This window comes from Bradyrhizobium sp. AZCC 2289 (assembly GCF_036924615.1).
Taxonomy (GTDB): Bacteria; Pseudomonadota; Alphaproteobacteria; order Rhizobiales; family Xanthobacteraceae; genus Bradyrhizobium.
This window is the reverse complement of record NZ_JAZHRY010000001.1, coordinates 9,250,434-9,272,188: the sequence shown is the minus strand read 5'-3', so window position 1 is coordinate 9,272,188 and position 21,755 is coordinate 9,250,434. Positions and strand designations below refer to the sequence as shown.

General features: G+C 60.7%; 25 protein-coding genes. 11 read left to right on the top strand and 14 right to left on the bottom strand.

The features are described 5' to 3' along the window. Positions 1-93: 93 nt before the first annotated feature. The 3 genes from V1289_RS43495 to V1289_RS43485 all read left to right on the top strand — a co-directional run bounded on the left by V1289_RS43495 (position 94) and on the right by V1289_RS43485 (position 2,102). Positions 94-1,125, top strand: coding sequence for a DUF4238 domain-containing protein (locus tag V1289_RS43495; RefSeq protein ID WP_334405707.1), 1,032 nt, complete (start codon positions 94-96; stop codon positions 1,123-1,125). A gap of 346 nt (positions 1,126-1,471) precedes the next feature. Further along, the gene (locus V1289_RS43490) at positions 1,472-1,597 is read left to right on the top strand and encodes a hypothetical protein (RefSeq protein WP_334405705.1); all 126 of its coding nucleotides are present in this window, start codon (positions 1,472-1,474) and stop codon (positions 1,595-1,597) included. Positions 1,598-1,757: 160 nt separating this feature from the next. Then, entirely contained in the window at positions 1,758-2,102 is a 345-nt protein-coding gene (locus V1289_RS43485; RefSeq protein WP_334405704.1) for a tRNA-binding protein, read from the top strand. Between the two features lie 132 nt (positions 2,103-2,234). Here V1289_RS43485 and V1289_RS43480 read toward each other — a convergent pair whose 3' ends face one another. Beyond that, the gene (locus V1289_RS43480; RefSeq protein ID WP_334405702.1) at positions 2,235-3,281 is read right to left on the bottom strand and encodes an acyl-CoA desaturase; all 1,047 of its coding nucleotides are present in this window, start codon (positions 3,279-3,281) and stop codon (positions 2,235-2,237) included. Between the two features lie 421 nt (positions 3,282-3,702). On the opposite strand from V1289_RS43480, the gene V1289_RS43475 reads away from it, so the two are divergent. After that, a complete protein-coding gene (locus V1289_RS43475) occupies positions 3,703-4,047 on the top strand; it encodes a tRNA-binding protein (protein WP_334405701.1) in 345 nt (114 codons plus the stop codon). 941 nt (positions 4,048-4,988) lie between these two features. Here V1289_RS43475 and V1289_RS43470 read toward each other — a convergent pair. Together V1289_RS43470 and V1289_RS43465 are read right to left on the bottom strand one after the other, a co-directional pair. Continuing rightward, complete coding sequence (locus V1289_RS43470) at positions 4,989-5,258, bottom strand: DUF2312 domain-containing protein (protein WP_334405700.1); 270 nt, start codon at positions 5,256-5,258, stop codon at positions 4,989-4,991. A 590-nt stretch (positions 5,259-5,848) separates the two neighbouring features. After that, positions 5,849-6,220 (bottom strand): hypothetical protein, encoded by a 372-nt coding sequence (locus V1289_RS43465; protein ID WP_334405698.1) that lies wholly within the window; start codon positions 6,218-6,220, stop codon positions 5,849-5,851. A 661-nt stretch (positions 6,221-6,881) separates the two neighbouring features. On the opposite strand from V1289_RS43465, the gene V1289_RS43460 reads away from it, so the two are divergent. After that, on the top strand, positions 6,882-7,127 hold the full coding sequence (locus V1289_RS43460) for a DUF6894 family protein (protein ID WP_334405696.1): 246 nt from the start codon (positions 6,882-6,884) through the stop codon (positions 7,125-7,127). Positions 7,128-7,262: 135 nt separating this feature from the next. On the opposite strand, the gene V1289_RS43455 is transcribed toward V1289_RS43460, so the two are convergent. Beyond that, on the bottom strand, positions 7,263-7,886 hold the full coding sequence (locus tag V1289_RS43455; RefSeq protein ID WP_334407906.1) for a L,D-transpeptidase: 624 nt from the start codon (positions 7,884-7,886) through the stop codon (positions 7,263-7,265). A gap of 337 nt (positions 7,887-8,223) precedes the next feature. Here V1289_RS43455 and V1289_RS43450 point away from each other — a divergent pair, with 337 nt between their 5' ends. Continuing rightward, the gene (locus V1289_RS43450; protein WP_334405694.1) at positions 8,224-9,024 is read left to right on the top strand and encodes a hypothetical protein; all 801 of its coding nucleotides are present in this window, start codon (positions 8,224-8,226) and stop codon (positions 9,022-9,024) included. A gap of 130 nt (positions 9,025-9,154) precedes the next feature. On the opposite strand, the gene V1289_RS43445 is transcribed toward V1289_RS43450, so the two are convergent. From V1289_RS43445 to V1289_RS43435, 3 genes are all read right to left on the bottom strand, one after another. Beyond that, the gene (locus tag V1289_RS43445) at positions 9,155-9,469 is read right to left on the bottom strand and encodes a hypothetical protein (RefSeq protein ID WP_334405692.1); all 315 of its coding nucleotides are present in this window, start codon (positions 9,467-9,469) and stop codon (positions 9,155-9,157) included. 423 nt (positions 9,470-9,892) lie between these two features. After that, positions 9,893-11,446 carry an MASE4 domain-containing protein gene (locus V1289_RS43440; protein WP_334405691.1) on the bottom strand — a complete coding sequence of 518 codons (1,554 nt, stop codon included), beginning with the start codon at positions 11,444-11,446 and terminating at the stop codon, positions 9,893-9,895. Between the two features lie 1,311 nt (positions 11,447-12,757). Continuing rightward, complete coding sequence (locus V1289_RS43435) at positions 12,758-13,033, bottom strand: hypothetical protein (protein ID WP_334405689.1); 276 nt, start codon at positions 13,031-13,033, stop codon at positions 12,758-12,760. Between the two features lie 341 nt (positions 13,034-13,374). Between V1289_RS43435 and V1289_RS43430 the strand changes: the two genes are divergently transcribed. Both V1289_RS43430 and pdxY read left to right on the top strand, forming a co-directional pair. Next, positions 13,375-13,548, top strand: coding sequence for a hypothetical protein (locus V1289_RS43430; RefSeq protein WP_309184514.1), 174 nt, complete (start codon positions 13,375-13,377; stop codon positions 13,546-13,548). Continuing rightward, positions 13,529-14,428, top strand: coding sequence for a pyridoxal kinase PdxY (pdxY, locus tag V1289_RS43425; protein ID WP_334405687.1), 900 nt, complete (start codon positions 13,529-13,531; stop codon positions 14,426-14,428). Before V1289_RS43430 ends, pdxY begins: the two co-directional genes overlap by 20 nt. Here pdxY and V1289_RS43420 read toward each other — a convergent pair. The 4 genes from V1289_RS43420 to V1289_RS43405 form a co-directional block, all read right to left on the bottom strand. Then, positions 14,418-14,822: a cupin domain-containing protein gene (locus V1289_RS43420; RefSeq protein WP_334405685.1), complete on the bottom strand. Its 405-nt coding sequence runs from the start codon at positions 14,820-14,822 to the stop codon at positions 14,418-14,420. The genes pdxY and V1289_RS43420 overlap by 11 nt on opposite strands. Before the next feature lie 32 nt (positions 14,823-14,854). Then, the gene (locus tag V1289_RS43415; protein WP_334405683.1) at positions 14,855-16,267 is read right to left on the bottom strand and encodes an adenylate/guanylate cyclase domain-containing protein; all 1,413 of its coding nucleotides are present in this window, start codon (positions 16,265-16,267) and stop codon (positions 14,855-14,857) included. An 86-nt stretch (positions 16,268-16,353) separates the two neighbouring features. After that, on the bottom strand, positions 16,354-17,151 hold the full coding sequence (locus V1289_RS43410) for a DUF2066 domain-containing protein (RefSeq protein ID WP_334407905.1): 798 nt from the start codon (positions 17,149-17,151) through the stop codon (positions 16,354-16,356). A 99-nt stretch (positions 17,152-17,250) separates the two neighbouring features. Continuing rightward, positions 17,251-17,772 carry a DUF1993 domain-containing protein gene (locus V1289_RS43405; RefSeq protein ID WP_334405681.1) on the bottom strand — a complete coding sequence of 174 codons (522 nt, stop codon included), beginning with the start codon at positions 17,770-17,772 and terminating at the stop codon, positions 17,251-17,253. Between the two features lie 115 nt (positions 17,773-17,887). Between V1289_RS43405 and V1289_RS43400 the strand changes: the two genes are divergently transcribed. After that, entirely contained in the window at positions 17,888-18,100 is a 213-nt protein-coding gene (locus tag V1289_RS43400) for an MbtH family protein (RefSeq protein ID WP_334405679.1), read from the top strand. A 133-nt stretch (positions 18,101-18,233) separates the two neighbouring features. On the opposite strand, the gene V1289_RS43395 is transcribed toward V1289_RS43400, so the two are convergent. Then, entirely contained in the window at positions 18,234-18,413 is a 180-nt protein-coding gene (locus V1289_RS43395) for a hypothetical protein (RefSeq protein ID WP_334405677.1), read from the bottom strand. 308 nt (positions 18,414-18,721) lie between these two features. Here V1289_RS43395 and V1289_RS43390 point away from each other — a divergent pair, with 308 nt between their 5' ends. Then, positions 18,722-19,657, top strand: a complete 936-nt coding sequence (locus V1289_RS43390) for a hypothetical protein (protein ID WP_334405675.1) — start codon at positions 18,722-18,724, stop codon at positions 19,655-19,657. A gap of 178 nt (positions 19,658-19,835) precedes the next feature. On the opposite strand, the gene V1289_RS43385 is transcribed toward V1289_RS43390, so the two are convergent. Next, positions 19,836-20,081 carry a hypothetical protein gene (locus tag V1289_RS43385; RefSeq protein ID WP_334405674.1) on the bottom strand — a complete coding sequence of 82 codons (246 nt, stop codon included), beginning with the start codon at positions 20,079-20,081 and terminating at the stop codon, positions 19,836-19,838. Positions 20,082-20,775: 694 nt separating this feature from the next. On the opposite strand from V1289_RS43385, the gene V1289_RS43380 reads away from it, so the two are divergent. Next, complete coding sequence (locus tag V1289_RS43380) at positions 20,776-20,991, top strand: hypothetical protein (RefSeq protein WP_309184504.1); 216 nt, start codon at positions 20,776-20,778, stop codon at positions 20,989-20,991. 132 nt (positions 20,992-21,123) lie between these two features. Here the strand turns inward: V1289_RS43380 and V1289_RS50070 are convergent, their stop codons facing one another. Further along, complete coding sequence (locus V1289_RS50070) at positions 21,124-21,672, bottom strand: septal ring lytic transglycosylase RlpA family protein (RefSeq protein WP_442896138.1); 549 nt, start codon at positions 21,670-21,672, stop codon at positions 21,124-21,126. Between the last annotated feature and the right edge of the window lie 83 nt (positions 21,673-21,755).

Here is a 21,755-nt window from a genome sequence, read left to right as displayed (position 1 = left end):
TCGATTAATCTGGGAAGGCCGCTCAAAAGAGCGGCCTTTTCCTCACGAGACCAGATTGCTGCGCGAACGCCGGTTCGAATAAGGGCATCTGTGATGAAAATTGATCCAGCAAACGCGGAGAAGCTTCCACGCTACAATCACTATGTTCCAAAGTTCATTTTGGATAATTTCGCCAAAAATGGAAAATTGTCGATACTAGATAAGCATACACGCAGACGATTCAAACTTCCGCCGTATCGGGCGATGGGCGAGAAGGATTTCAATAACGTTCGCTTTGGTGACCACGTTTTATCGTTTGAGAACAAATTCACCTACATGGAAGACCGAGCCGCCCCTATCATCGCGGCGATCGTTCAACGGAGATCGCTAGATTCGCTGAGCCCTACGGATCTAGCAACTCTGCATACATTCGTGGTCGTTCAACTTCTCAGGTCCAAGAGACGACGGCTGGATCACACTGTCTTCAGCACTGAAATTAGGAAACGCTGGCCCGACGCAGACCTGAACCCACTTAAAGAGGAAATGGTCGACGAAGAGTTTGAAAAGCTCTTCGCATTGAACTTCTCACTATCGAAACTGGCTGAATTAACTTCTCCCCTTGTTTCCAAACATTCGTTCTTGATGATTAAGGATTGTAGGGAGGAGCTTTACATTTCCGACAATCCCGTCGTGATGCACAACGCGAAGCAGTACGGCCCCTATGGAAATATAGGGCTCGCCGTGCCTCATATTGAGATTTACTATCCGCTGTCACATCAGATTGTGCTCGGTTACATGTGTCCACTGACCATGAAGGAGACAGAAGAGAAACATCGCGACGCTGAAAGCGAAATAAGCTCTCTTTTCAGCCGGATGTTTATGTCCCCGAAAGGTCTATCAATCGCCGCTAAGTTGGAGATAGAGAAATCGCGGTCAGAAGTTCAAAGGGCAAAAAGCTATTATGCGATGATAAAGAACGAGCGGCTCGCGCCTTTAACTTCTGAAGTTTTGCTGTTTCTGAATTCTCTTCAAGTGCGCGGCTCATTTAGATACCTAGCGTGCCGCACTGATAGTTTTGACTTTGCAATGAAGGCTCTATCCGAGAGGCCCCATTGGAAGGAAGGCGTTGGGATCAAGGTTGCGTAGCCCGTAGGGCGGATTAGCGGAGCGTAATCCGCCGTTACCCATTCCGCCAAGGCGGCGGATTACGCCTTCGGCTAATCTAATCCGCCCTACGGACTAGCGAATCACCCCTTTGACGACCTCGGCGATTTCGGCCTCAAAACACAGGAAAGCCACAATCTGACGAAAACTGGCCTGTGGATGGAAATTTGTAAGTCTTTGACTTGTCTTTGGTTTTAAAATCGTCCTGTGTGTATCGGGGGCTATCAACACTCGAATTGGCCATGAGCCCTTGCCAACCGATTCCGGCGACCCCACACATCTAACTCCCCCGAAAGGCATGTTTTTTCTTCAATGGGGAACCATGCCTATGTCTGACCACCAGCTCAAATTCAAAGGCCCTGGCTTCGACTTCGACGCTAAGGGTTGGATCGCGATTGCAGCGGCAATAGTGATCGTACTGTTGATGCTGCTCATTCCGCTGTTGCTCCATTGAGTACTGCGCCTCGGAAGGAATGCTCCGGCAGAGTTCGTACGGCAGATTGGTGACAGCGTAATCCGCCATTTTGCTCGCGGTTGGGTTACGCTAGTTCTTCACCTGATCGACCCCGATACTCGCTTCGTGCCGCTTCATTCGCTGCCCGCAGGTCCATGACATGACTCCCCTCAAACCCCAGGCCGCCTACGACGACTTCGCCCGTCTCGACATCCGGATCGGCAAGGTCGTCGACGTCCAGCCGTTTCCCCGCGCGCGCAATCCGTCTTACCGGGTTGGCGTCGACGTTGGGTCCGATCGGATCATGTGGTCGAGCGCGCAGATCACGAACTATGAGCCCGCGGCACTGGTCGGGTCGCTGGTCGTGTGCGTCTGCAACCTTGGGCCCAAGAACATTGCAGGCTTCACGTCCGAACTGCTGATCCTCGGGGCCAAGGACGCGGCAGGAAACGTGATCGTTCTTGGTCCCCGCAGTGACGTCGCGATCGGCGAGCCGATCTTTTGACGACAGGCGCCTTCGGCTAATCCGCCCTCCGCTTCGTGCTTCAGGACCATAGCTTCCGGATCTGGTATCGAACGTTTTCCGCCGTCCGCACCGGGGAGCGAGCGGTCCGGCTTCCGGGAATAGCGGGCAAGTCTACCTTCCGGACGAGCGAAGGTCTTCGGCGACGTGGTCGAATGGGTTCTGGATGATGGCAGCCCCAGGGCCGCCGTGCTGCGTATCTGGCGGTCCGGACCCTTGACGCGCGCCGGCCGCGAAAATGTCGTGAACGAGCCCGAGTTTCCCAAGCCCCCGAATAATCAGGCCATTGATGTCGATCTCGTACCAGGCGTGCGAAAGGTAGGCGTCCCGCGGAAACCGATGATGGTTGTTGTGCAGTCCTTCACCGAAGGTGAGGATCGTGGTCACCAACTCGTTGGTCGTGCCGTCATTGAGCTCGAAGCGACGGTAACCGTAGCGACCGTCGCTATGGCAGACCGAGTTGACCAGCGAGGTGGCCATGGTCATGACGTAGCTGCGGAACAGGCCGGAGAACAATACGCAGCCGATCATCGCGTGCACGCCGCCAAGCGCGTAGCCGAGGGCGCCCGGAATGAACACCGCCGAGATCGCGTACCAGTACCAGCGCGTCCTGGTGAAGAACATGGCGATCGGGTCGGCCAGAATATCCCTGGCGTAGTATTCGGCATCGGTGGTCGCCTGGTCCCACACCCAGCCGCCTTGCGCATGCAACATCCCCTTGACGAAGCTGACATGGCGGTTGCCGACGCCGTCATAGTGGGGGCTGTGGACATCGCCGGGCTTGTCGGAGTGAAGATGGTGCCGGCGATGATTGGAGACCCATTTGAGCACCGAGCCCTGCACCGCCATCGTGGCGATCGCGGCGAGTAGCGTCCGCATGACCGGACCGCAGCGGAAGCTGCGGTGGACGAAGTAGCGATGCATGAAGCCGATGCCGACCGTGCTTAGCGCGAACATGCCGACGAAGACCGAAATCTCCACCCGGCCGATGCCCTGCGTGAATGCCCAGACCAGCGCCGCGATCGAACCTCCGATCATGATGCCGAACGCGATGTAGGAATCGCGAAACTTGGCGTCTACCACCGGGCCTTCAAAAAGCACTCCTGGTGGCATTTTCTGGTCCGCACCTTCCTCCGACACCACGCCCTGAATTGCGGTCATTTCAGCTGATCCATTGATGGAAAATTAACCCTTCTGCGACGCACCGTACAGACGCGGGTTATTTCTAGCAAGGACTCGATCGGCCGCGGGAGCGCGGAGCCGGGATCTAAAAAGGCGCCAGACAGCGACCCTGTTCAAAATGACGCTCTTGAGGCAAGCGGGCGGGAAAAATCGTCGTAAAGCCAGATTTCACGGGCTTGCGTGCATGTGGTGGCGAGTTCGATTTTTGGGGACGTGCTTTGCCGGCAAGGAGCGTCTCGCCTGTCGGCGCGCGGGATTCGCGTTGCGCTATTTCAATGGTTTGTAGAGCTCGTAGGGCGGATTAGCGGGCATAATCCGCCGCCTGTGCTCGCGATTGATCGGCGGGTTGAACTGCGCTAGCCAGCCCTTGCTCGCGCTGCCCCCACCGCAGGTGCACCCCATGACTCCCCTGAAACCCCAGGCCGCCTACGACGATTTCGCCCGTCTCGACATCCGGATCGGCAAGGTCTTCGACGTCCAGCCGTTTCCCCGGGCGCGCAAACCGTCTTACAAGGTTGGCGTCGACGTTGGCGCCGATCGGATCATGTGGTCGAGCGCGCAGATCACGAACTATGAGCCCGCGGCACTGGTCGGGTCGCTGGTCGTGTGCGTCTGCAATCTTGGTCCTAAGAACATCGCAGGCTTCACCTCCGAGCTGCTGATCCTCGGGGCAAAGGACGCCAGCGGAAACGTGATCGTTCTTGGTCCCCGCAGTGACGTCGCGATCGGCGAGCCGATCTTTTGACAAGACGCGCCGCACACATTGCTTCACCGTCATTGCGAGGAGCGACAGCGACGAAGCAATCCATATCTCCACTTGCGGCGCTATGGATTGCTTCGCTTCGCTCGCAATGACGATGTGGAAACATCCGCAAGCGTAGCCCGGATGAGCGCAGCGATATCCAGGGTTGATCTATCATCTGACTCTCAATCGCTCGCTTCGCTCATGCGGACTGTTAACGTCCCGGCACCGGCATGGGTGGCCGCATGGAGGAGCGCGACGTGCCAGCGGCAGGATGCGCTAACTTGCCCGCAGCGGCGTGCGGCTGGCCGCGCTGATGACTATCGACAGACTCCAAATAGGAGGTGAGCGTCTAGGTCCCTTTTTTTTGTAACATCTACTCAACTTTCAGTTTTTCGGCTACCGACCTTCCGTAGTTTCACGGCCCGGTTCGTGAGTTGCTGTGCACCTGCCAAGCGCGCAAGCTACCTTGGGGCTGATCCACTCGAATCACGTGAGGTGGCCATGTTTAGCAAGCTGATCGACGATTATCGCAAGCAAGCAGCTCAGCAGATATCGGATGCATTGGACCTAGCGTCCGGTCGGTGGCGCATCGGCAATCGAGAGGGTGACCAATCGAGTAGCACAGCCTCAAGCAAGCGAGGGTTGGCCGCAAGACTGTTGGCCTTAGGCAGGGCTTACGAAAAGTTAGACCAATAGCTCCACAACTTGCACTCCTTCGAGGCCGCCACAGCTGGCGGCCTCTTGTTTACTTTTCGGAGAGCTCTCCAGATTCACATAGACGGCTTGCTGTCGCGCGATACGCGCGAGGCCGGCGGATTACGCCTTCGGGTAATCCGCCCTACGAGCTCTAACGTCACCCCGGATATCGCGGAGCCTGTCATCGGGCGCGCATTCGCGCGACCCGTTGGCCCATCCGGGCGACCCTCGCTTCTTCGATCGGCTCAGGCCGCCTTCGCTGCCTTTTCCGGCGGCGCCGTTTCCATGGCCCGCATGTAGAGATCGAGCAGGCTTTCGCGCTCGTCGCGCTCTTCCTTGTCTTCCTTCCTCAGCTTGATGATCTCCTTGAGGATCTTCACATCAAACCCCTCGCCCTTGGCCTCCGAAAAGACCTCCTTCTTCTGCTCGCTCAGTTCATGCATTTCGGTGTCCAGATTCTCGATCCGCTCAACGAAAGAACGAATCCGCCCGCCGGGAATGGTGATGTCAGACATGGTACCTCTTTGTTGAATGAGGTCGTGAAAATGACCCCAAACAAATAACCAATGTCTTAACCCGGGAAGGCGCTCGCCTCGGGAACCCGATATTCCCTGGACATACCGCATGAGCGTGATTTCGATTTCAGCGCGTAGGGCGGATTAGCGGAGCGTAATCCGCCGTTACGGCTTTATACCAGGCGGCGGATTACGCTTTCGGCCAATCCGCCCTACGGACTGCGTTCATGATCCGGTTGACCCGGCCAAGGATCATGACGAGGGGAGATATGCGCACGCTTGGGGGATTACGGTCTGCCGGATTGGCCGCACGCATTGGTTCACCGTCATTGCGAGGAGCGACAGCGACGAAGCAATCCACGTTTCCGCAAGCGGCGCTATGGACTGCTTCGCTTCGCTCGCAATGACGATGTGGAAACATCAGCAAGCGTAGCCCGGATGAGCCAACGGGTCGCGCGAATGCGCGCCCGATGACAGGCTCCGCGATATCCGGGAAAATTTATTGGCTGACCATCAATCACTCGCACCCGCGTATCGCTTCCGCCTTCGCTCTTCGAGCTTCGGCGGAAAAGTCGCTCATGGGCTGCTTCCTAACGCCCCGGCACCGGCGTGGGCGGACGCAAGGAGGGGCGTGATGTGCCGGTCGCAGAACGCGACGGCTTCGCGGCGGCGCGCGACGGGCCGCGCTGATTGCTGTCGACGGACCCGAGGTAGGAGGCGAGCGCCGAGGCCGTATCCGCACTGCTCGCGTAGTGGTCCTTCAGGAAAAGGTAGAGCGTGAGCTTGAAGCGGCCCTTGGCGAGACCGCGGGGGCTGCGATGACACGTCGTACAACCATCAGCAAACAGCTTGGCGGCCGATTTGCCCTGATCGAGATTCTGTGCATTTGCCGCTGTGCCGGTCAGCACGGCGATGATGCCAAGAGCGGCCAGAGCGCGCCCCAATTCCCTTAGCGATGTCAATTTGGGAAGGTTCCTCAATAAGCCAAGCGATCGTCACGGTCAGCGGATTGCAACAGCTACTTGACGACGTCAAGCCGGACGTCTGCAGCAAGTAGAGCTCGCAGGGCGGATTGAGCCGACTTGTCCGCCGAAGCTCTTTGAGCGAAGGCGGAAGGCGTAATCCGCCGCTCACTCGCGACAGATCGGTGGGTTACGCTGCGCTAATCCACCCTGCTTCCTGCCGCCGTGCTCAGGATATCTCATACACCGATACCTTGTCCGCGATGCCGCTCTGACGCAGGGCCACAATCAAATTCTCAGTTTCGCTCATGCGGCAATGTTACATGAAAGACGGTACAGCGGGAACCCTGCACGCCGCGGCTTGCAGGCAAAGGCGCAACGCCGAATCCACCGTTCTCTGACGACGCATCACCGGAAATTTACGGAGCCCGCATCGTGCGACGCGTCGCGTCGATCCGTTCCTTCACACGTTGCACACTGTTTTTGCGCGAACAGCTCACGCATTATGCTTTGGTTGCCTTAGGGAACCGGAGACTCAGTGGTACGATGCAATGCATACCGAGACTTGGAAGTTGAGACTTGGAAGTTGAGACTTGGAATCTGGACTTGTGAACTGAGACTTAGAAACTGAGACTTTGGAGCTAAGACTTGGGAGCTTCGGATGCCGTACTACTACTTCGATCTCGTGGTTGGCGAAGAGTTCAAAAATCAGGGCAGCATCATCCTCGAGGATCTGCATGGTGCCTCGGACAAAGCCGATCAACTGGCGAACGAACTGTCACAGGTACAGCCTGAACTGAAGGCGAGAGGTTGTGCCGTCCGCGTCACCGACGGCGATAACAGGGAACTCTATCGCACGCCGCTCGATCCCGTTCCGAAATGGCTGTCGGCGCGGAAAACAGGTTAGCCGTAGCTCGCAGGGCGGATTAGCCCAAGGCGGATTAACGAACGGGTCGCGCGAATACGCGCCCGATGATAAACTCCGCGTAATCCGCAGCCCGGCCTTCGTCTGCGAGCTGCGGCGAGCAGGTCGCCATTGCGCCTATGCGCTCTGGCCCGGCGGCAGCACCACGACGGTCGCTCCGGGCCTCACCCGCTCAAACAGATCGATGACGTCGGCATTGTTCATACGGATGCAGCCGGACGAGATCGCCTGGCCGATATATTCGGGCTGGTTGGTGCCGTGGATGCGGTAGAGCGTGTCCTTGTTGCCCTGGTAGAGATAGAGCGCCCGCGCGCCCAATGGATTCGCCGGACCGCCGGGAATGCGCGAGGGATAGGGGCCGAGCCGCGCCTGAATCTCCGGCGTCGGAATCCAGTCCGGCCATTCAGCCGTACGGCCGACCGTGGCGACGCCTGAAAAGGCCAGCGCTTCCTCTCCGACCGCCACACCGTAGCGGATCGCCTTGCCCCCCGGCATCACGTAATAGAGATAGCGCGCATCGGTATCGACCAGGATCGTGCCCGGCTGCTCCCTGCGCGGATAGTCGACGACGTGCCGGAGAAAACGCTCGGGAATGCTGGCCTGCGCATAAGGCGGATGGGCCAGCAACTGCCGGTCCCTTGCCGTCATGCTCGCATCCGACGATGGCGCGAGCGTCGCCTGCATGCAGCCGCCGAGCGCGAGCGACCCCATCAGCACCAACGCAAATCCGGATCTCGGCACCACCCTGCCCTCCAGCGCGTTACCTGGCGCCAGTTATTGCCGAAATAATGCTGAAATCATGGCAACCGGATCGCGCCGGATATAAAAGCGTTGAGGCGCATTAGGCGACGGCGGTGGATCAAGTGCACTGTCACGGTCATACCCTGGAACCGAAGCGGAGAGCCGCCGCGCCGTTCGGCTGCGCGCGCCGGATTCCCTGACGCTATCGCCATGTGATCCCCTATTCTTCCATTATACGGCCATTCTTTGGGCAAGACTGGAGTATTTGGCCGCTGGTCGACCCGACGGATAGTCGACCGCCACCTTCGGATGACATTGGATGGAAAGGGAGACGCCAGTGAACTCCACACCCACTCCAACAGCAATTGAACCCCACGATGCCCTGATCGCGCGCGCCGATGAACGACTCGCGCACGCCCAGGAACAGATCGCGCGCGCGGATGAAGAGCTCGCGCGATTGACTGAACAGCTTGATAAAATGGAGCGCGATGACGCGCGTCCGCCTCCGGCCGGACCTCGCCCAAAATCACCGCCTAAAAGGCCGGCGCTCCGGGCCCTTGTCGGCCTGACGCTGGCGGCGTGCATCGTTGTCCCTGCCCTGGTTTTGCAGTCGTCCTATGGCGGCGAGGCCAAGCTGGTTGTCGCCCGTTGGGCGCCGCAGCTCGTTTCAACGCCATCATTGCCATTGCCGCCGGATAATCCGCCGGTTCCCGCGCAGCCCGCTCCATCTGTCGTTCAAGTGGCCGCGGCGGAGGCCGCACCACCGCAAGCAACCTCCGTGGCTCAGACCGCACCGCAAGACGCCGCGCCGACAGCTACCGCAGCGTTGCCCGATTACACACAGTTGCTGCAAACGATGGCGCGCGATCTCGCGAATGTGGAGCGAAACATCGAGCAGCTCAAGGCGAACCAGCAACAAATAGCCAGCGACAATTCGAAAGCCATTGAGGAGCTCAAGGCGAGCCAGGAAGAGATAAAACGCGCAGTCGTGAAAGTTTCCGAGCAGAACCTGCCCAAGACATCACTGCCTCCAACGCAGCCGACTCCGACCTCGCGCAAGCCCGAGCGACCGCTTCCGTCGCCGCACGCGAGAGCGCGGCCTCGAGCCCCAGGGGAGTGGATCTACGAGGACTGGTAGCCATCGCATCGATGCAGTGATCACGAAGTCTTATCCTGCAACAGCGCCTCGATACAGAACGGGCACGCTGTGCGGGGGGCACTTGCGACAAGAGAGTCGCCGTCACGCCTTGTCGCGAGCGCCAATCCCATCAATAGGGATCATAGGCGTAGGCATCATACGGAGCGAGCGGTACGGTCGCGATTCCGACGCCGCCGCCGACGACCACCCCGCCAGCCCAGCCCAGCGGGCCGGGCTCATAGTACACGCGCCGGTAATAGGGCATGCGAGCAAAACGGCCGGTATTGTATGGCGTGTGCACGCCGTACCCGCCGGTCAAATAATGGGAATTCGGATAGGTGAACCCGATCATGCCCGGTTCCTGCGTGGCCTCCTGGGCCATCAGCGGGGTCGCCAGCACGGTCGACAGGACCGCAGCAGCACCCAATAGCGCGAGTTTCTTCATCGTCGTCCTCCGGTTTCCGGTTTGGAGGAGCAACCGGCGAACACAGCCGGCGTTCCGAGCTTCCGTTCAACCCGCTGTGAGCAGGTCCCGCCGGTCGCTTCAAAGTCGGAGCCGCACCGAACGCCGCTTGTGGTTTCCGTTGGTTGCGTTGCGCAAATAGCGGACCAAATTCCGCAGCGCAGCGAAATGACGCGATGTGCCAGGAGCGAATCTGACGACCGGAAACGCACCTCGTCGCTCACGATCCGTCGGCGACGTCTGTGCTTTGTATAGCAGGGTCCGCTTCAGGCGGTAGCAGCCTCTGCAGGTAGCTTAACCGCCAATCCAAAAGCTGCACAACTCGATTGCTTCATCGATTTCGGCCGGCACTCCGACACTCGGGGCGCGGCATCGCGTTCGGTGGCGATGACGGCGTATTCCGAGTCAGGAGCGCGAACTAACCAGGAGGTCCTCGGGTCGCTCTCGTCGTGAAGCACCGGCAGACGTCGCACCGTCGGCGAGCAGCATAAACTGAAAGACGGCGCCCTCGGGTTTGTTCGGGGCAACCCACAACCGGCCATCATGGGCCTCAATGATCGAACGGCAGATCGACAGACCCATCCCCATACCGCCCGATTTTGTAGTGAACATTGGGTTGAATACCCGCTCGAGCTCTTGCGAGCCGATTCCTGTTCCGGTGTCCGCCACCGATACGATGACGCTCGCGCCGTCGTGGACCTCGGACCTCACGCACAGGACCCGCGGCCCATCCTTGGCCGCCATCGAATCGATCGCATTTGTTATCAAATTCAGAAGCACTTGCTGCAGCTGGATTCGATCTCCTCTTACCTGCGGCAGCTGTGCATTCGGCTCGGCCTGGACCTGTATCCGGTGCCTCTGCAGATCGCCGCGCGTCAAGGTTAGGGCCTCCCCGATAAGTTCGTTGATATCGAGCGAAGTTCTGTTCCGGCTGTCCTTCTTGAAGATCGCCCGAATGCTTCCGATCACCGCTGCCGCGCGATGGCCATCAGCGACGATCTGCTCGAATGCCGCCTTCGCTTCATCGGGCATCGAGCGTTCAAGCCAGCGCAACCCCGCATCGGCATTCGTTATCATCCCAGTCAATGGCTGCTTGATCTCGTGAGCAATCGAAGCCGACACCGCGTCCCCGGTCATCAGCCGCGCCTCGCGCTCGCGACGTTGCGCCAAGACCGCGCGGAGCACCCCCGCGTAAAGCGTCGTTATCTCGTACAGCAGGACAAATAGGAGGAGACTGCCGGACAGGAACCCGAAGATCCGGCCGGCATACCAGCCGAAGCTGAAGCGGGCCGGAACGGGAAACGCAATCAGAGTGATCTCTATCACGTAGGCGCACATCACCACCATCAGCCACAGATCGAGCACCGAACGCCGCCGGATCCAGAGCACAATGAGTGCAAGAACGCTCAACAGGTCAAGACACCCAGCATAATAAAGCCAGAGGGTAGAAAAGCGGACCGCATCGAGCGAAATGCGCGGCAATAGCGCATCCCCCGCTGTGACAAGAAAAGTGGCCGCACACACGACGGCCGCGGTCGTGGCAACGCTCGCAAGGATGGCCGCGCCCACGGAGCCCTGCCGCAACCGCCTGGCCGGATCGGCATCCTTCAACAGGGCATAGGCGATGACAAACACGGGAAATCCGGCGTGCCACAGAATATAGATCCAGGTCGTGCTCTGCAGTCCCGCGCCAAGCAGGCCACCTGGCGCGAAGACGCCCGGAAAGGTCAGCATCCACGAGATTAACATGAGCGCTGTGAAGAGATATCCACTTGAGATCGCGAGGAGGGCAGGCGAACGCAAGATCGAGAACTGGGCAAACAGCAGGACAGCGGTAATCGAATCGTTCACGAACATCGCCGTGGCATAAGCCGGGACGAAGGCGTCGATCCGCCCCAGCTGGATGGTCGAGAGCGGCCCAACTTCCGTGATGAGAAAGGCGACCAGCAAAGCGAGCACGACGGCAAGGGCAAGCCGTCTCTGCGCCCGGCCGGGCGGCAAGCTCGAGAGGATGAAAGGTTGTTCCTCCGGGGCAACGGCTGTCCTCTTCACCATCGGAGCGACTCCTCGCAGCGGCTGGAACGCGCGGCACGAAGCTCATACGGCTTCGCCACTGCCGTCACAGGCTGCCTCAGTTCGCCGCCATTTCTGCCCATTGGGTCCGCTGACGACGAACAAGGAAGCGTCGCTGCCTCTGAAAAGGCTGGACTGGCGAGGTTTCCTGCGGCGGCGCATGCGATCGCGCCAGTGACCGACCTCAGAACACTTTTTCGCTGTATCGTTCCGGCTCTTCCCGGTCCGATTGGACACCCAGCGTGACATCAGTCTATCTCATTTGCGCGTGAAAATCGATTTCTGGTTTGGTCATTCGCGACCGGGTCGAGTCAGCAGCAAGCCCGGCCATGTCCGCAGTTCCGCCGAAAGCGGAAGTAATTCAGAGCATTAGCGGCCCCACCGCGGCCATGCCGGGTTGATGCCAAGCTGCGAAACCGGAGCCTCGAATCATGCGCTACGAACTCAGCGATTATGAATGGACCGCATAGGTACCGCGCGCTGTCCGTTGAAGTGGACGGCGACTATCTCTGGTTCTGGAGCGGCTCACATTCCGACTACGACAGATTGATTCAATGAGTTGGCGCCCTGCTTGTTGCGTCGCTTCGCGTGCAAGTCAAATCTGGCGGCGCCGCATGCGGCAAAACTACGCGACGGGCAAATCAGAAAAACCTGTCCAGTGCCCGCGCGAAAAATATTCCGCTTTCGCCGTCGGGCAAATCACTGATCTAAATCCGCGCGTCTCACCCGATGAGAGGGGCGTTGCGCACGTCACGAACGCGCGGTGGGATGCGGTGGACGCGACGCTTGCGCCAGGACGAACGCAAGATGCTCGCGGACGGCGAAGTCGTGTGGTCCTGGCGCCGCGATGCTGGCGTCAAGTTCGTGAGAAGCAAGCTTCTCAGGGATGACGGTGGCAAGAAAGCCCGTTCACCGGGGAGCACGAAGCAAGCCGTAAACCATCGCGCGGGGAAAGCCGGGATGTCCCGGCCCACCTGTGGTCAATCCCCTGTGCATTCTTGTGCAACATCTGCCGCACAGGGGGCCGCGGGTGCCAGCCGGCACCCGGCTTTCCCTGCGCCCTCTTCTCTTCGGGAGGGCATCAGATAGCAACAATTCGGGCGCATCACGCCGCGAGATCGCGGGGGTGTGGGCCATCAATGTCAGGGCAAACGACGCCACGAAGTTCTAAAAACCTGGCGGCGATGGCAGTGTCGGTCAGTGCGTTGAGAGACCGGTGGTCGCGGTCGATGCGGCCGTCGCGGTCTTCAGTTTCGTCCGCGGTGTCAGGACGCTGAGCTGATGCGGCGAGGCCGCAGACGTTGGGACCTGCGACTGTTGGCGGACATTCGCGCCGCCCAGCACTTGAACCTGCACCGCCGATATCGGCAAACCTGCCGCTTCATAGGTCGGCAACTCGGCGGCGAAGCCGGCAGTGACAGCAGCCATCGAGATCATGGCGGCGGTGGCGATAGAGAGGAAAGTCTTCTTCATTATTGTTCTCCTGGTAGGATTCGAAACCTCAACCTATACCTCTTTTGTTGCACTGCAATGGCATTTTGTTGCACTGCAAATCACAGATGCGGCATATAATTAATTCTGATATTACAATATGTTATGGCGCCCCGAAGGGGGCCAACCGCGATGCCGGGCACGCGAGTGACCACCTTGTGATCGACCTGCATTTTGGCTTCATCGACCAGGACCCGCGCCGACAAGAGAGCCGCCCGCTGCTCGGAACACCCCCACGATTTGGAACGAGGAGCTTGATAGTCTCCAGAAGGCGCAGGCCCGCCGCTCGGGCCCATGACAGCGCGTCGATGGAAAGGATCACCATGAACGGAAATCGATATTACGGCATTCGGGTCGAGGGCGCGAAATACGGCGTCGGCTTCGGCTCGGCGCTCGCCATCGCGATCTCCTATACCAACAACCATTCGATCCTGTGGGCGATCATCCACGGCATCCTGGGCTGGCTCTACGTGATCTATGTCGCGCTGTTCGGGTGATCCGGCCCGCAGCATGAGCGTGATTTCGATTCAGTCGCAGGTCGCTTTCGGCCACGTCGGCAACAGCGCTGCGGTGTTTCCGCTGCAGATGCACGGCATCGACGTGATCGCTGTGCCGACCACCCTCTTGAGCAACCGGCCGGGTTACCCGACCCTCCGCGGCCGGGTGCTCGACGCGCCCCTGGTCGCCGATCTCCTGCGCGGGATCGAGGAGCGCGGCGTGGTCGACGCGTACAAAATGATCCTGTCCGGCTATCTCGGCTCGGCCGAGATCACCGCCGAGGTCGCCGACTTCGTCGCGCGCGCCAGGGCCCGCAACCCGGCTTTGCTCTATTGCTGCGATCCCGTGCTCGGCGATCGCGACCGCGGCCTGTTCGTGCAGCAAGACATCCCGCCGCTGGTGCGCGACCGGCTGTGCCGGCTGGCCGATATCATCACCCCCAATCATTTCGAGTTCGAATGGTTGTGCGGGGCGAAGGCCACGACGATCGATCAAATGATCGAAGCGGCGCACGCCCTGATGGCGCGTGGTCCATCGACCATCGTCGTCACCAGCGCCGAACTTGCGGACACCCCGGACGACGAGATCGAGATCGTTGCGATCGAACAATCCAAACAAGGGTTAAACGCCTGGCGCGTGCGCACACCAAAACTCCCGATCAGCCCGAACGGAACCGGCGACCTGTTTGCCGCGCTGCTGGTGGCCGCGCGCGTTCAGGGAAAAGATACGCCGGATGCGCTGGGCCACGCCGCGTCCGCGATCTTCGCCGTGCTGGAGCGCACCGCGGCGCGCGGTACCGAGGAAATGCGCATCGTCGAGAGCGCCGAGCAGCTCGTTCACCCGAAGCGCCGGTTCGACGCCGTCGCCGTCATTTCGTAGGGCTAACTACGTTCCTCGGTGGAAGTGAAAAATTTGGTTCCATCGAAAAAGCGGTTCGGGCGATTGAATACGGAGATGAACGTCGCGCCGTTGGGCGCATGCGCGACATGGATGTTGCCGCCCGGCCGCCACACGAAGTCACCCGCGCCACAGATCCCTTCCGATCTTCCAGCGATCCTTCGAGCATAAAGGTCTGTTCGAGCGCGGTGTGCTCGTGCAATGGCACGACCGCGCCGGGCGCCATTTTGAACAGGATGGTCGAGCGCCCTTCGTCGTCCCGGTACAGGATTTTCATCTCGATGCCGTCGAACTCGGTTCGCTGCCAGGGCATCGACGACGCCGCGACGAAGGTCGAGCGAAGTTCGGGCGGGTTGACCGGCACAGGCTTGTTCATGGCTTTCTCCTCCGAAAAATCCACTGCGGTATTCAGGATATCTCGTAGACCGACACCTTGCCCGCGATGCCGCTCAACGCCACGCGTCTGGGTGTTGCCTTTAGCCCCTGGGTCTCGAGCAAGGTCCGGGCCTGCGCGTTTTCCACCACCTGTTCCGTCACCACGATCGAGCGTGAGGCGGCAAGGCCCTGGACGCGCGAGGCGATGTTCACCGTCTGGCCAAAATAGTCCTGCTGGGCATTGAGTATGACCGCAAGGCACGATCCTTCATGAATGCCCATCTTCAGGCTCAGGCTCTGATGTTGACGTTCGGCACCAAGATCGCTCATCGCCTCGCGCATGCGGATCGCAGCGGCAATGGCGCGGTCAGGCGTCTCGAAGGTCGCCATCACGGCATCGCCAATGGTTTTCACGATGGCCCCCCGTTCGGACGCGATAATCTCCTGCAGCAGCCTGAAATGCTCATTGACGAGATCGAAGGCGGTGAGGTCGCCGACCCGCTCATAGAGCTCGGTGGAGCCTTTGAGATCACTGAACAGGAATGTCAGGCTCAAGATCTTGAGGCGCTGGCCGATGGCGAGCGTGTCGGTCCGGTAGATGTCGCGAAAAGTCTGATTGGTGAGGAGACGCTTGGCCGTGAGAATGGGCTTGCGTTGCTTCAGCAAGTCGTCCAGCGCCTGGTTCGCCACCCATACCGCCGGCAGCACGCGGCCCTCGGTGCGATTTTCCAGGGCCAGCCGCAGCGGCCCGGGGCGCAAGGCAATGGTGTCGACGGGAACCTGGAGCTTGTTGAAGATCACGGACAGGTTCTGGCGCTCGGCCGCCTCCTCGCCGCCGACATCAAGGAACTGGGCCGTGTGCGTCACGGGATCGAATACGATCAACGTGCCCGCCGGCGCCTGCAAGGAAAGGATGGCCCGTTCTCCGGGCGGCAAGTCGACAATTTCGAGCGTGACCTCGTCCAGCAGCTTCTCCATATCGATATCGTCCGGCAGATCGATGGCCGAACTCCAGAACACCTGGCGATAATATTCGGCCGGGGGCAATTCGTCGGGACTATGGGCCGCGATCCTGCGCACGCGCGGGCTTACCGTAAAAGTCACCTCGACCAGATTGTCGAGCGTCGTCTCATAGCCCGCGGCGCAAAAAGCGCAATTATACTGCGCCCTATCCAGGGTCTTCAGGCTTTTATTGGCGGAGAGAACACCGGCGCAACTCGGGCACATGACGCTCCACGTCATCTCCAGTATGCCGAGCCCCACCGCATGCAGGAGGGCCGCGATCACCCGCTCTTCGCCGACATCAGCCGTGGCCGCGAGATCAAGCGCGTTCATTCTGTTCAAAGCATGATCCGGGGCATCCCGCACCATACGCTCGAGCATGTCGACAACGACTCCGTCGGCCGACTGACGCAGGGCAACAAACAGATTCTCGGTTTCGTTCATGCGACAAGGTTACATGAAAGAAGGCAGAGCGGATACGACAGTGTCATCAGCTATTCCGGATTCAGCAAAGCCGGCGGGATGCGCGGCTACGCCGGATCGCCATTGCCTGAGAGCACCTGCGCCGCGCCGCCGATGCCGCGCCGAAAAGCTTCGTCAAAATTGGTGCCGCGAACCTGCCAGCGGTGCGTCCGGCCATGCCAGTCGATCCGCCATTGCGTGGCCCATCCGAGTTCCCGGTCGTCCCAGACCAGCCGCCCGACCAGCGCCGCTTCCCCGCCCTGCCCGGCCACCACCGGACCCCATGGCCGGGACGTCGTCGTCCCCGGCTCGGTGCGCGTGATGCCCGCTTTCGCCAAGGCGGCCGCGCTGGGCAGCACGACACTCATCCCCCGCCGGGCCGCGGCCGCGAGCAGCGATTCACGCTGCAGGGCCGACTGGTCTGCGTCCGACGTGATCATGTAATCCTTGGCCCCCAGTTGCATTTCGACAAAGGCGGCAAGGACCGGGCGGTGCGAACGCCACGGCTTGAGGCCGATCACATGAAGAAGCTCGTCGATCTTCGTCTCCTCAAAGTCGACGGTCAGGTCGTATGGCCGATCGCGGGTACCCTGTTCGTCGCGGGTCGGCGTGCCCGACATCTGATCGTGATAGCTGAACGCCCTGACCAAATCTTTCGCGTTCGATTTGTACGCGGCCAATCGACCGCTGCCCGCAAGTTTTTGAGCGCCGGAAACCTTGATCAGAACATCCTCCAGAGCGGCGGCGAAGCCGATGATGCGATTGGCCTCGCCCTGGCCGGTCACGATGGTCTGCGCACGATAGAGATCATCCGCAGCCGTCGCGCTCGCGCCGCCGCAACACGTCAACGCAAGCGCAAACGACACCCTGATGATGGCGCGAACCACATCAGGGCCTATCGAGTGCGGCTGTTGCCTTGTCGTGAGCCGGGTAACCACGCCTCTCTCCTGCCCGTTCCAACGCCTTTACGTCTTCAGTTTCAACCGGCCCATGAAATCGCGTTTCCCAAGCGGCGCGCCCTTGTGGCGAAGGATATCGTAGGCGGTGGTGGCATGGAAAAAGAAGTTCGGCAGCGAGAACGACATCAAAAAACCTTCCGCCGTGAACGGCAGCGTGCGTTCGCCGATCTTGAAGGTGACATCGCGGCCGACCAGCGCGCTGACCGCGTCGGGCGTCAGGCCCGAGAGTTCGTCGCGCGCCTCCGTCACCAGCGACTGCAGCGCTGCAAAATCGAGATCCGGCCTGCCCGACGGCGGGACGAACACGCCGTTCTTCGCCGCCGCCATGGCGCCGCGCGAATGATGCGCGACCGAGACGATCTGGAAACGGAACGGCATCATGTCGGGCGCAAGCCGCGTCTCGACGACCTCGGCCGGGTCGATGCCCTTGTCGCGGAAATGCGTCAGGCTCTTCTCGAGCAGACCGCCGACCGCGCCGAGGATCTGCAGATAGTTGGCGACGGTGGCGTCGTAGAGTGAAAAGGCCATGGCGTCAGTCTCCCAGCGTTTGCTCGTTGCCTCCGACACAGACCGGTTGGTGAATGTGCTTGCTTGCTACCTTAAGGAGGTCAAGGTGCGGCATCCTAATAGCGGAGCCTGAGCCATGGAAGACCCGGACGACGACAGGATGTACATGGTGGTGGTCAATCATGAAGAGCAGTATTCGATCTGGCCTGCCGGAAAGGCGCTTCCTGCGGGCTGGAAGTCGGCAGGAAAGACCGGCACGAAGCCGGAGTGCCTTCAGTACATCGAGGAGGCGTGGACCGATATGCGCCCGTTGAGCCTGAGACAGAAGATGGAAGCGGGCAAAGCGTGATCCGCCGCTGCCCGATAGCGGCTTTGGTTCGTCACGGCCGGGAAACGATTCCGGCCTTCGGACGGCCAAGCCCGGCGCTGACGGCTGATGAATCTATTTCAGGCTATCAGCGGAGACTCTGCCCCAACAGCGATCAGGCCGGCAACAACTGATCGAACTCCGGAGGCGCATAGGATTTTCCGTCCGCGTCGGTGATGACGACGTGCCAGCCTTCGCTGGCGAAAATCCGCGCCTTGGCAACAATGATCAGGGAGCTCTGTCTTTCGATATTGAGCGATTCGTTCTCGCGTTCTGCGATCATCCTGTAGGCCAACGCTGTTCCCCTGTTCGTCCCTTGCACCTGTCGCGTGTTGCCAGCGCGCTTTGGCCGCAATTCGCCGAGAGCGTGACAATTTGGTGCCGAAGCAGCACAGCGCCGTCGTCGCGCGCCGGGCGGCGGCGGATGGGTGCTGCCACTCGCCGCCGGTTCCGGTTCCCTTGGATGGCCGCAACCTCTCCATCCCTTCGCCTTGCTTTGGTCAAACCCGGCTGGAGTTGTGGGCGGGCCAGAGGTTCGTCGACGTAACAGTTAGTCCGCGGTCCGGTTGATGCGGACGACTTTGGACCGAGTACGGAGCGCCTATGCATCCCTTGCTGAAAGAACTCGAACGAGACAACGATCCGCACGACGCGCTCGAGATCGCACCCGGCGTCGTTCTGGCCGCGCGAGCGGAGCCGGAATTTTCGACGCTCGCGCCGGGCGCGATGAGCCATGCCGCGGAGCCGCGGTTTCACCCAGGGCCGAGCGCCGCTGTCGCCGCGCCGTCGCTCGACGCGACGTTTCGTGCGGATGACCATATCCGCGCCCCGGGCGGCCGGTCGTCGAAGGGCAAAAAGCTGTCGCGCGTATTGTTCGTCTTCCTGTTCGCGCTTGGCAGCGCCGCCGCCGCGGAAGCGTGGCGGCACTACGGCGATACGGCCAGGGCGATGATCGCAAACTTGACGCCAGGTTTCGTTGCGACAAGTTTCGTTGCGACGTCGCCGCCGCCGGCCAGCGCAGCGCCTGCTGAGCAAACGGATGCGACCGACGTGCAGGCGGTTCAGGCCACCGCACCAGCAGCGACGCCCGCGCCAGCGGCGGCACCCACGCCACCAGCCGCTCCGGCCCAGTCCGCGGAAGCCGTCGCGCCGAACGCCCCCGCGCCCGATCAGGCGCCGTCGCTGGCGTCGATGGCGCAACAAATCGAGCAGCTCACGGCCAGCGTCGAGCAACTCAGGGCCGGCCAGGAGCAGATGTCGCGCGACATCGCCAAGGCATCTGAAATGAAAGCGTCGGAGGTCAGGGCTCCCGAGCCGAGCGTGCGCCCCCGGATAGCCGCGCCGAAGATGGCAGCGCCGCCGCGGCCGGCCGCAGCGTTAGCCCGCAAGCCGAGCCCGACAGCTTCAGCCGCGCCCTATCTGCCGCCTCCGCCCTTACCGCCGGCTGCCGCGGCGCCGATCGCGCCGCAGCCGGAAGCGCAGGCAACGGTTGAGAGCGATGGCAACCCGGTGGTACGTCCGCCGCTGCCGGTGCGATAGAACTTGATCGTTTGAAGCAGCCTGTTCGGAAATCATCCTGAGGCGCGCGCCTTGCGGCGTATTTGCGCCGCCAGCCGAGCGACAATGCCAAAGCCGATGCGCAGGAATGTCGGGAGGCGGCGCCAGCGCTCCGCCCCCGATCCAATCTCATTGCACCCGACGGGCCGTCGTAGCTCGCTTATTGTCGCTGTGCGCTGACGTCATGCCTTGATGCGTGCGCGTGGTGCCTCGCCGGCGCGACGGATAGTTTGACGCCGCCGACAGATGCCATGGCGTTCGCGCTCCCGCTGTTTCTGGAGCCAACACCCAGGCTCTGGTAGAATGCCTGTTCGCCGGGCTCCTGGACCGCCTGTTGCGCCATCACCGGCGCCGCCATCGCGACCGAAAGAACGGCAGCTACGCCGAAAAGCTTGAACCTGGTCATCGTCGATTCCCCTTCTGAGTTGATCAATTCGTGAGCGTTGCGAACCGCACCAACCCGCTTGCGCGGATTGTCGTGTGCGTTCGTTCTGCACACATAGAATTGCCCAACCGACATTCAATGGAATGATGAATATCATATAAACGTGACCCCAACCGGCGTCACGCCGCGCGCTTGGAAGAATTTGCCGGGATCGCGGACCACCACAGTGCAATTCGCCTCGCCATCGATCGGCAAAGAGACGCCGCGATTTTCCCGACGGGAAAATCACCAAAATCCTGTCCAGCTATCTTGCGGAAAATATTTCGCTACGCCCGTCGGAGCCTTCCCCTTCGCCCCGCTCTTCGCGGAGAGAGGCAATATCTGTCCGACGGGTAGATCAAAATTCGTAAGGCGCACCAGCGAAACGTAATAACACCTCCGGACAGGGTGCCCGGCAGAAATAGCGATACAAGTGTAAAGGACAGGATTGCCGTCAACCCGGCCGGGACCATCGCGGCAATCGCGACCGCAGCCACCGAGAAACCGGTGTGTGCGTCAGCCAGGCGTGGCGCGCGGAAGATGAAAGTTCCCTGCTCCCCCGAACGTCCTGGTCGTCGCCACCGGAACACTACGGAGAGCCTGACGGGCCCGAATCGTGGCACGAAGTCTGCATAGATTTAACCGACCGGGGAATTCTTTATCAGCGAAGGACACCATGCTCGTTACTCTTGTCGCCGTTCTCTGCAACGGCCAGCTCTGCCTCGAGAAAGTCGTCACAAACAGCGATCAGTCGGGAATCACCATGGCGGCCTGTACGGTCAACGCGCAGATCGGCATCGCCGATTGGCTCGCCAAGGGCCCGTACCATGAGTGGACGCTGCAACGGTACAAGTGCGTGGTGGGCCAGTACACGCCCAAGAAGGAAGCTTGATCGGCGCGCCATCCCCCACGCGGGGATGGCCGCTATAGCTTCGGTTCTGATTCAATCAGAACCGAAGCTATAGATTTTTGCTTGGACGCGTTTTCTTCACGCGAACCGGTATCCACTTCGCTCGAAAACGCTCTATTGCACGACGTCGAGTTTGACGTTGGCAACGCCCTTTCCAACCATTCCGAGCGACTCCGCCGCGGAATAGGAGACGTCGACGATCCGTCCGGGAACATACGGGCCGCGGTCGTTGACCCGCACCGTCACCGAGCGGCCGGTGGATACGTTGGTCACGCGCAATTTCGTGCCGAACGGCAACGTCGGATGCGCCGCGGTCAAATCATGCGTATCGAATTTTTCGCCGCTCGCGGTCTGCGTCCCCTCGGTGTAGAAGCTGGCAACGCCCTGCGATGCCACTTTGGTGTCGCCGGCATTCCGGTGCGATGCGAACGGGGTATGCTTTCTCACCGAGGCCACACGCCGGTGCGTTACGGACGACGCCGTTCGAACGCGTTCCAGCGACGCCTGCTTGGTCGGGTGAAGTTCGGACCTTTGGCTCACCACAGAGGACTGCGCGCACGCCGCCAGTGAAGCCGCTGCCAGCGCGAGCGCAAGCAGCCGAATGATTTTACGGCCTGTCGTGATGTCGACGGACGCAGTACCGGAACAACCGATGGGCCACATGTTGTATCCCCAACTCGCGCCCCAGCCCAAGCCGAAAACCAACATGCCGTCATGGTCCGAATCCAATCGGGGCGGCAACGTGG

What these genes read in the sequence shown, in the direction of transcription:
- V1289_RS43495 (WP_334405707.1), top strand. Translation starts at nt 94, where the DNA reads ATGAAAATTGATCCAGCAAACGCGGAGAAGCTTCCACGCTACAATCAC.
- V1289_RS43490 (WP_334405705.1), top strand. Translation starts at nt 1,472, where the DNA reads ATGTCTGACCACCAGCTCAAATTCAAAGGCCCTGGCTTCGACTTCGAC.
- V1289_RS43485 (WP_334405704.1), top strand. Translation starts at nt 1,758, where the DNA reads ATGACTCCCCTCAAACCCCAGGCCGCCTACGACGACTTCGCCCGTCTC.
- V1289_RS43480 (WP_334405702.1), bottom strand. Translation starts at nt 3,281, where the DNA reads ATGACCGCAATTCAGGGCGTGGTGTCGGAGGAAGGTGCGGACCAGAAA.
- V1289_RS43475 (WP_334405701.1), top strand. Translation starts at nt 3,703, where the DNA reads ATGACTCCCCTGAAACCCCAGGCCGCCTACGACGATTTCGCCCGTCTC.
- V1289_RS43470 (WP_334405700.1), bottom strand. Translation starts at nt 5,258, where the DNA reads ATGTCTGACATCACCATTCCCGGCGGGCGGATTCGTTCTTTCGTTGAG.
- V1289_RS43460 (WP_334405696.1), top strand. Translation starts at nt 6,882, where the DNA reads ATGCCGTACTACTACTTCGATCTCGTGGTTGGCGAAGAGTTCAAAAAT.
- V1289_RS43445 (WP_334405692.1), bottom strand. Translation starts at nt 9,469, where the DNA reads ATGAAGAAACTCGCGCTATTGGGTGCTGCTGCGGTCCTGTCGACCGTG.
- V1289_RS43435 (WP_334405689.1), bottom strand. Translation starts at nt 13,033, where the DNA reads ATGAAGAAGACTTTCCTCTCTATCGCCACCGCCGCCATGATCTCGATG.
- V1289_RS43430 (WP_309184514.1), top strand. Translation starts at nt 13,375, where the DNA reads ATGAACGGAAATCGATATTACGGCATTCGGGTCGAGGGCGCGAAATAC.
- pdxY (WP_334405687.1), top strand. Translation starts at nt 13,529, where the DNA reads ATGTCGCGCTGTTCGGGTGATCCGGCCCGCAGCATGAGCGTGATTTCG.
- V1289_RS43420 (WP_334405685.1), bottom strand. Translation starts at nt 14,822, where the DNA reads ATGAACAAGCCTGTGCCGGTCAACCCGCCCGAACTTCGCTCGACCTTC.
- V1289_RS43415 (WP_334405683.1), bottom strand. Translation starts at nt 16,267, where the DNA reads ATGAACGAAACCGAGAATCTGTTTGTTGCCCTGCGTCAGTCGGCCGAC.
- V1289_RS43405 (WP_334405681.1), bottom strand. Translation starts at nt 17,772, where the DNA reads ATGGCCTTTTCACTCTACGACGCCACCGTCGCCAACTATCTGCAGATC.
- V1289_RS43400 (WP_334405679.1), top strand. Translation starts at nt 17,888, where the DNA reads ATGGAAGACCCGGACGACGACAGGATGTACATGGTGGTGGTCAATCAT.
- V1289_RS43390 (WP_334405675.1), top strand. Translation starts at nt 18,722, where the DNA reads ATGCATCCCTTGCTGAAAGAACTCGAACGAGACAACGATCCGCACGAC.
- V1289_RS43385 (WP_334405674.1), bottom strand. Translation starts at nt 20,081, where the DNA reads ATGACCAGGTTCAAGCTTTTCGGCGTAGCTGCCGTTCTTTCGGTCGCG.
- V1289_RS43380 (WP_309184504.1), top strand. Translation starts at nt 20,776, where the DNA reads ATGCTCGTTACTCTTGTCGCCGTTCTCTGCAACGGCCAGCTCTGCCTC.
- V1289_RS50070 (WP_442896138.1), bottom strand. Translation starts at nt 21,672, where the DNA reads ATGTGGCCCATCGGTTGTTCCGGTACTGCGTCCGTCGACATCACGACA.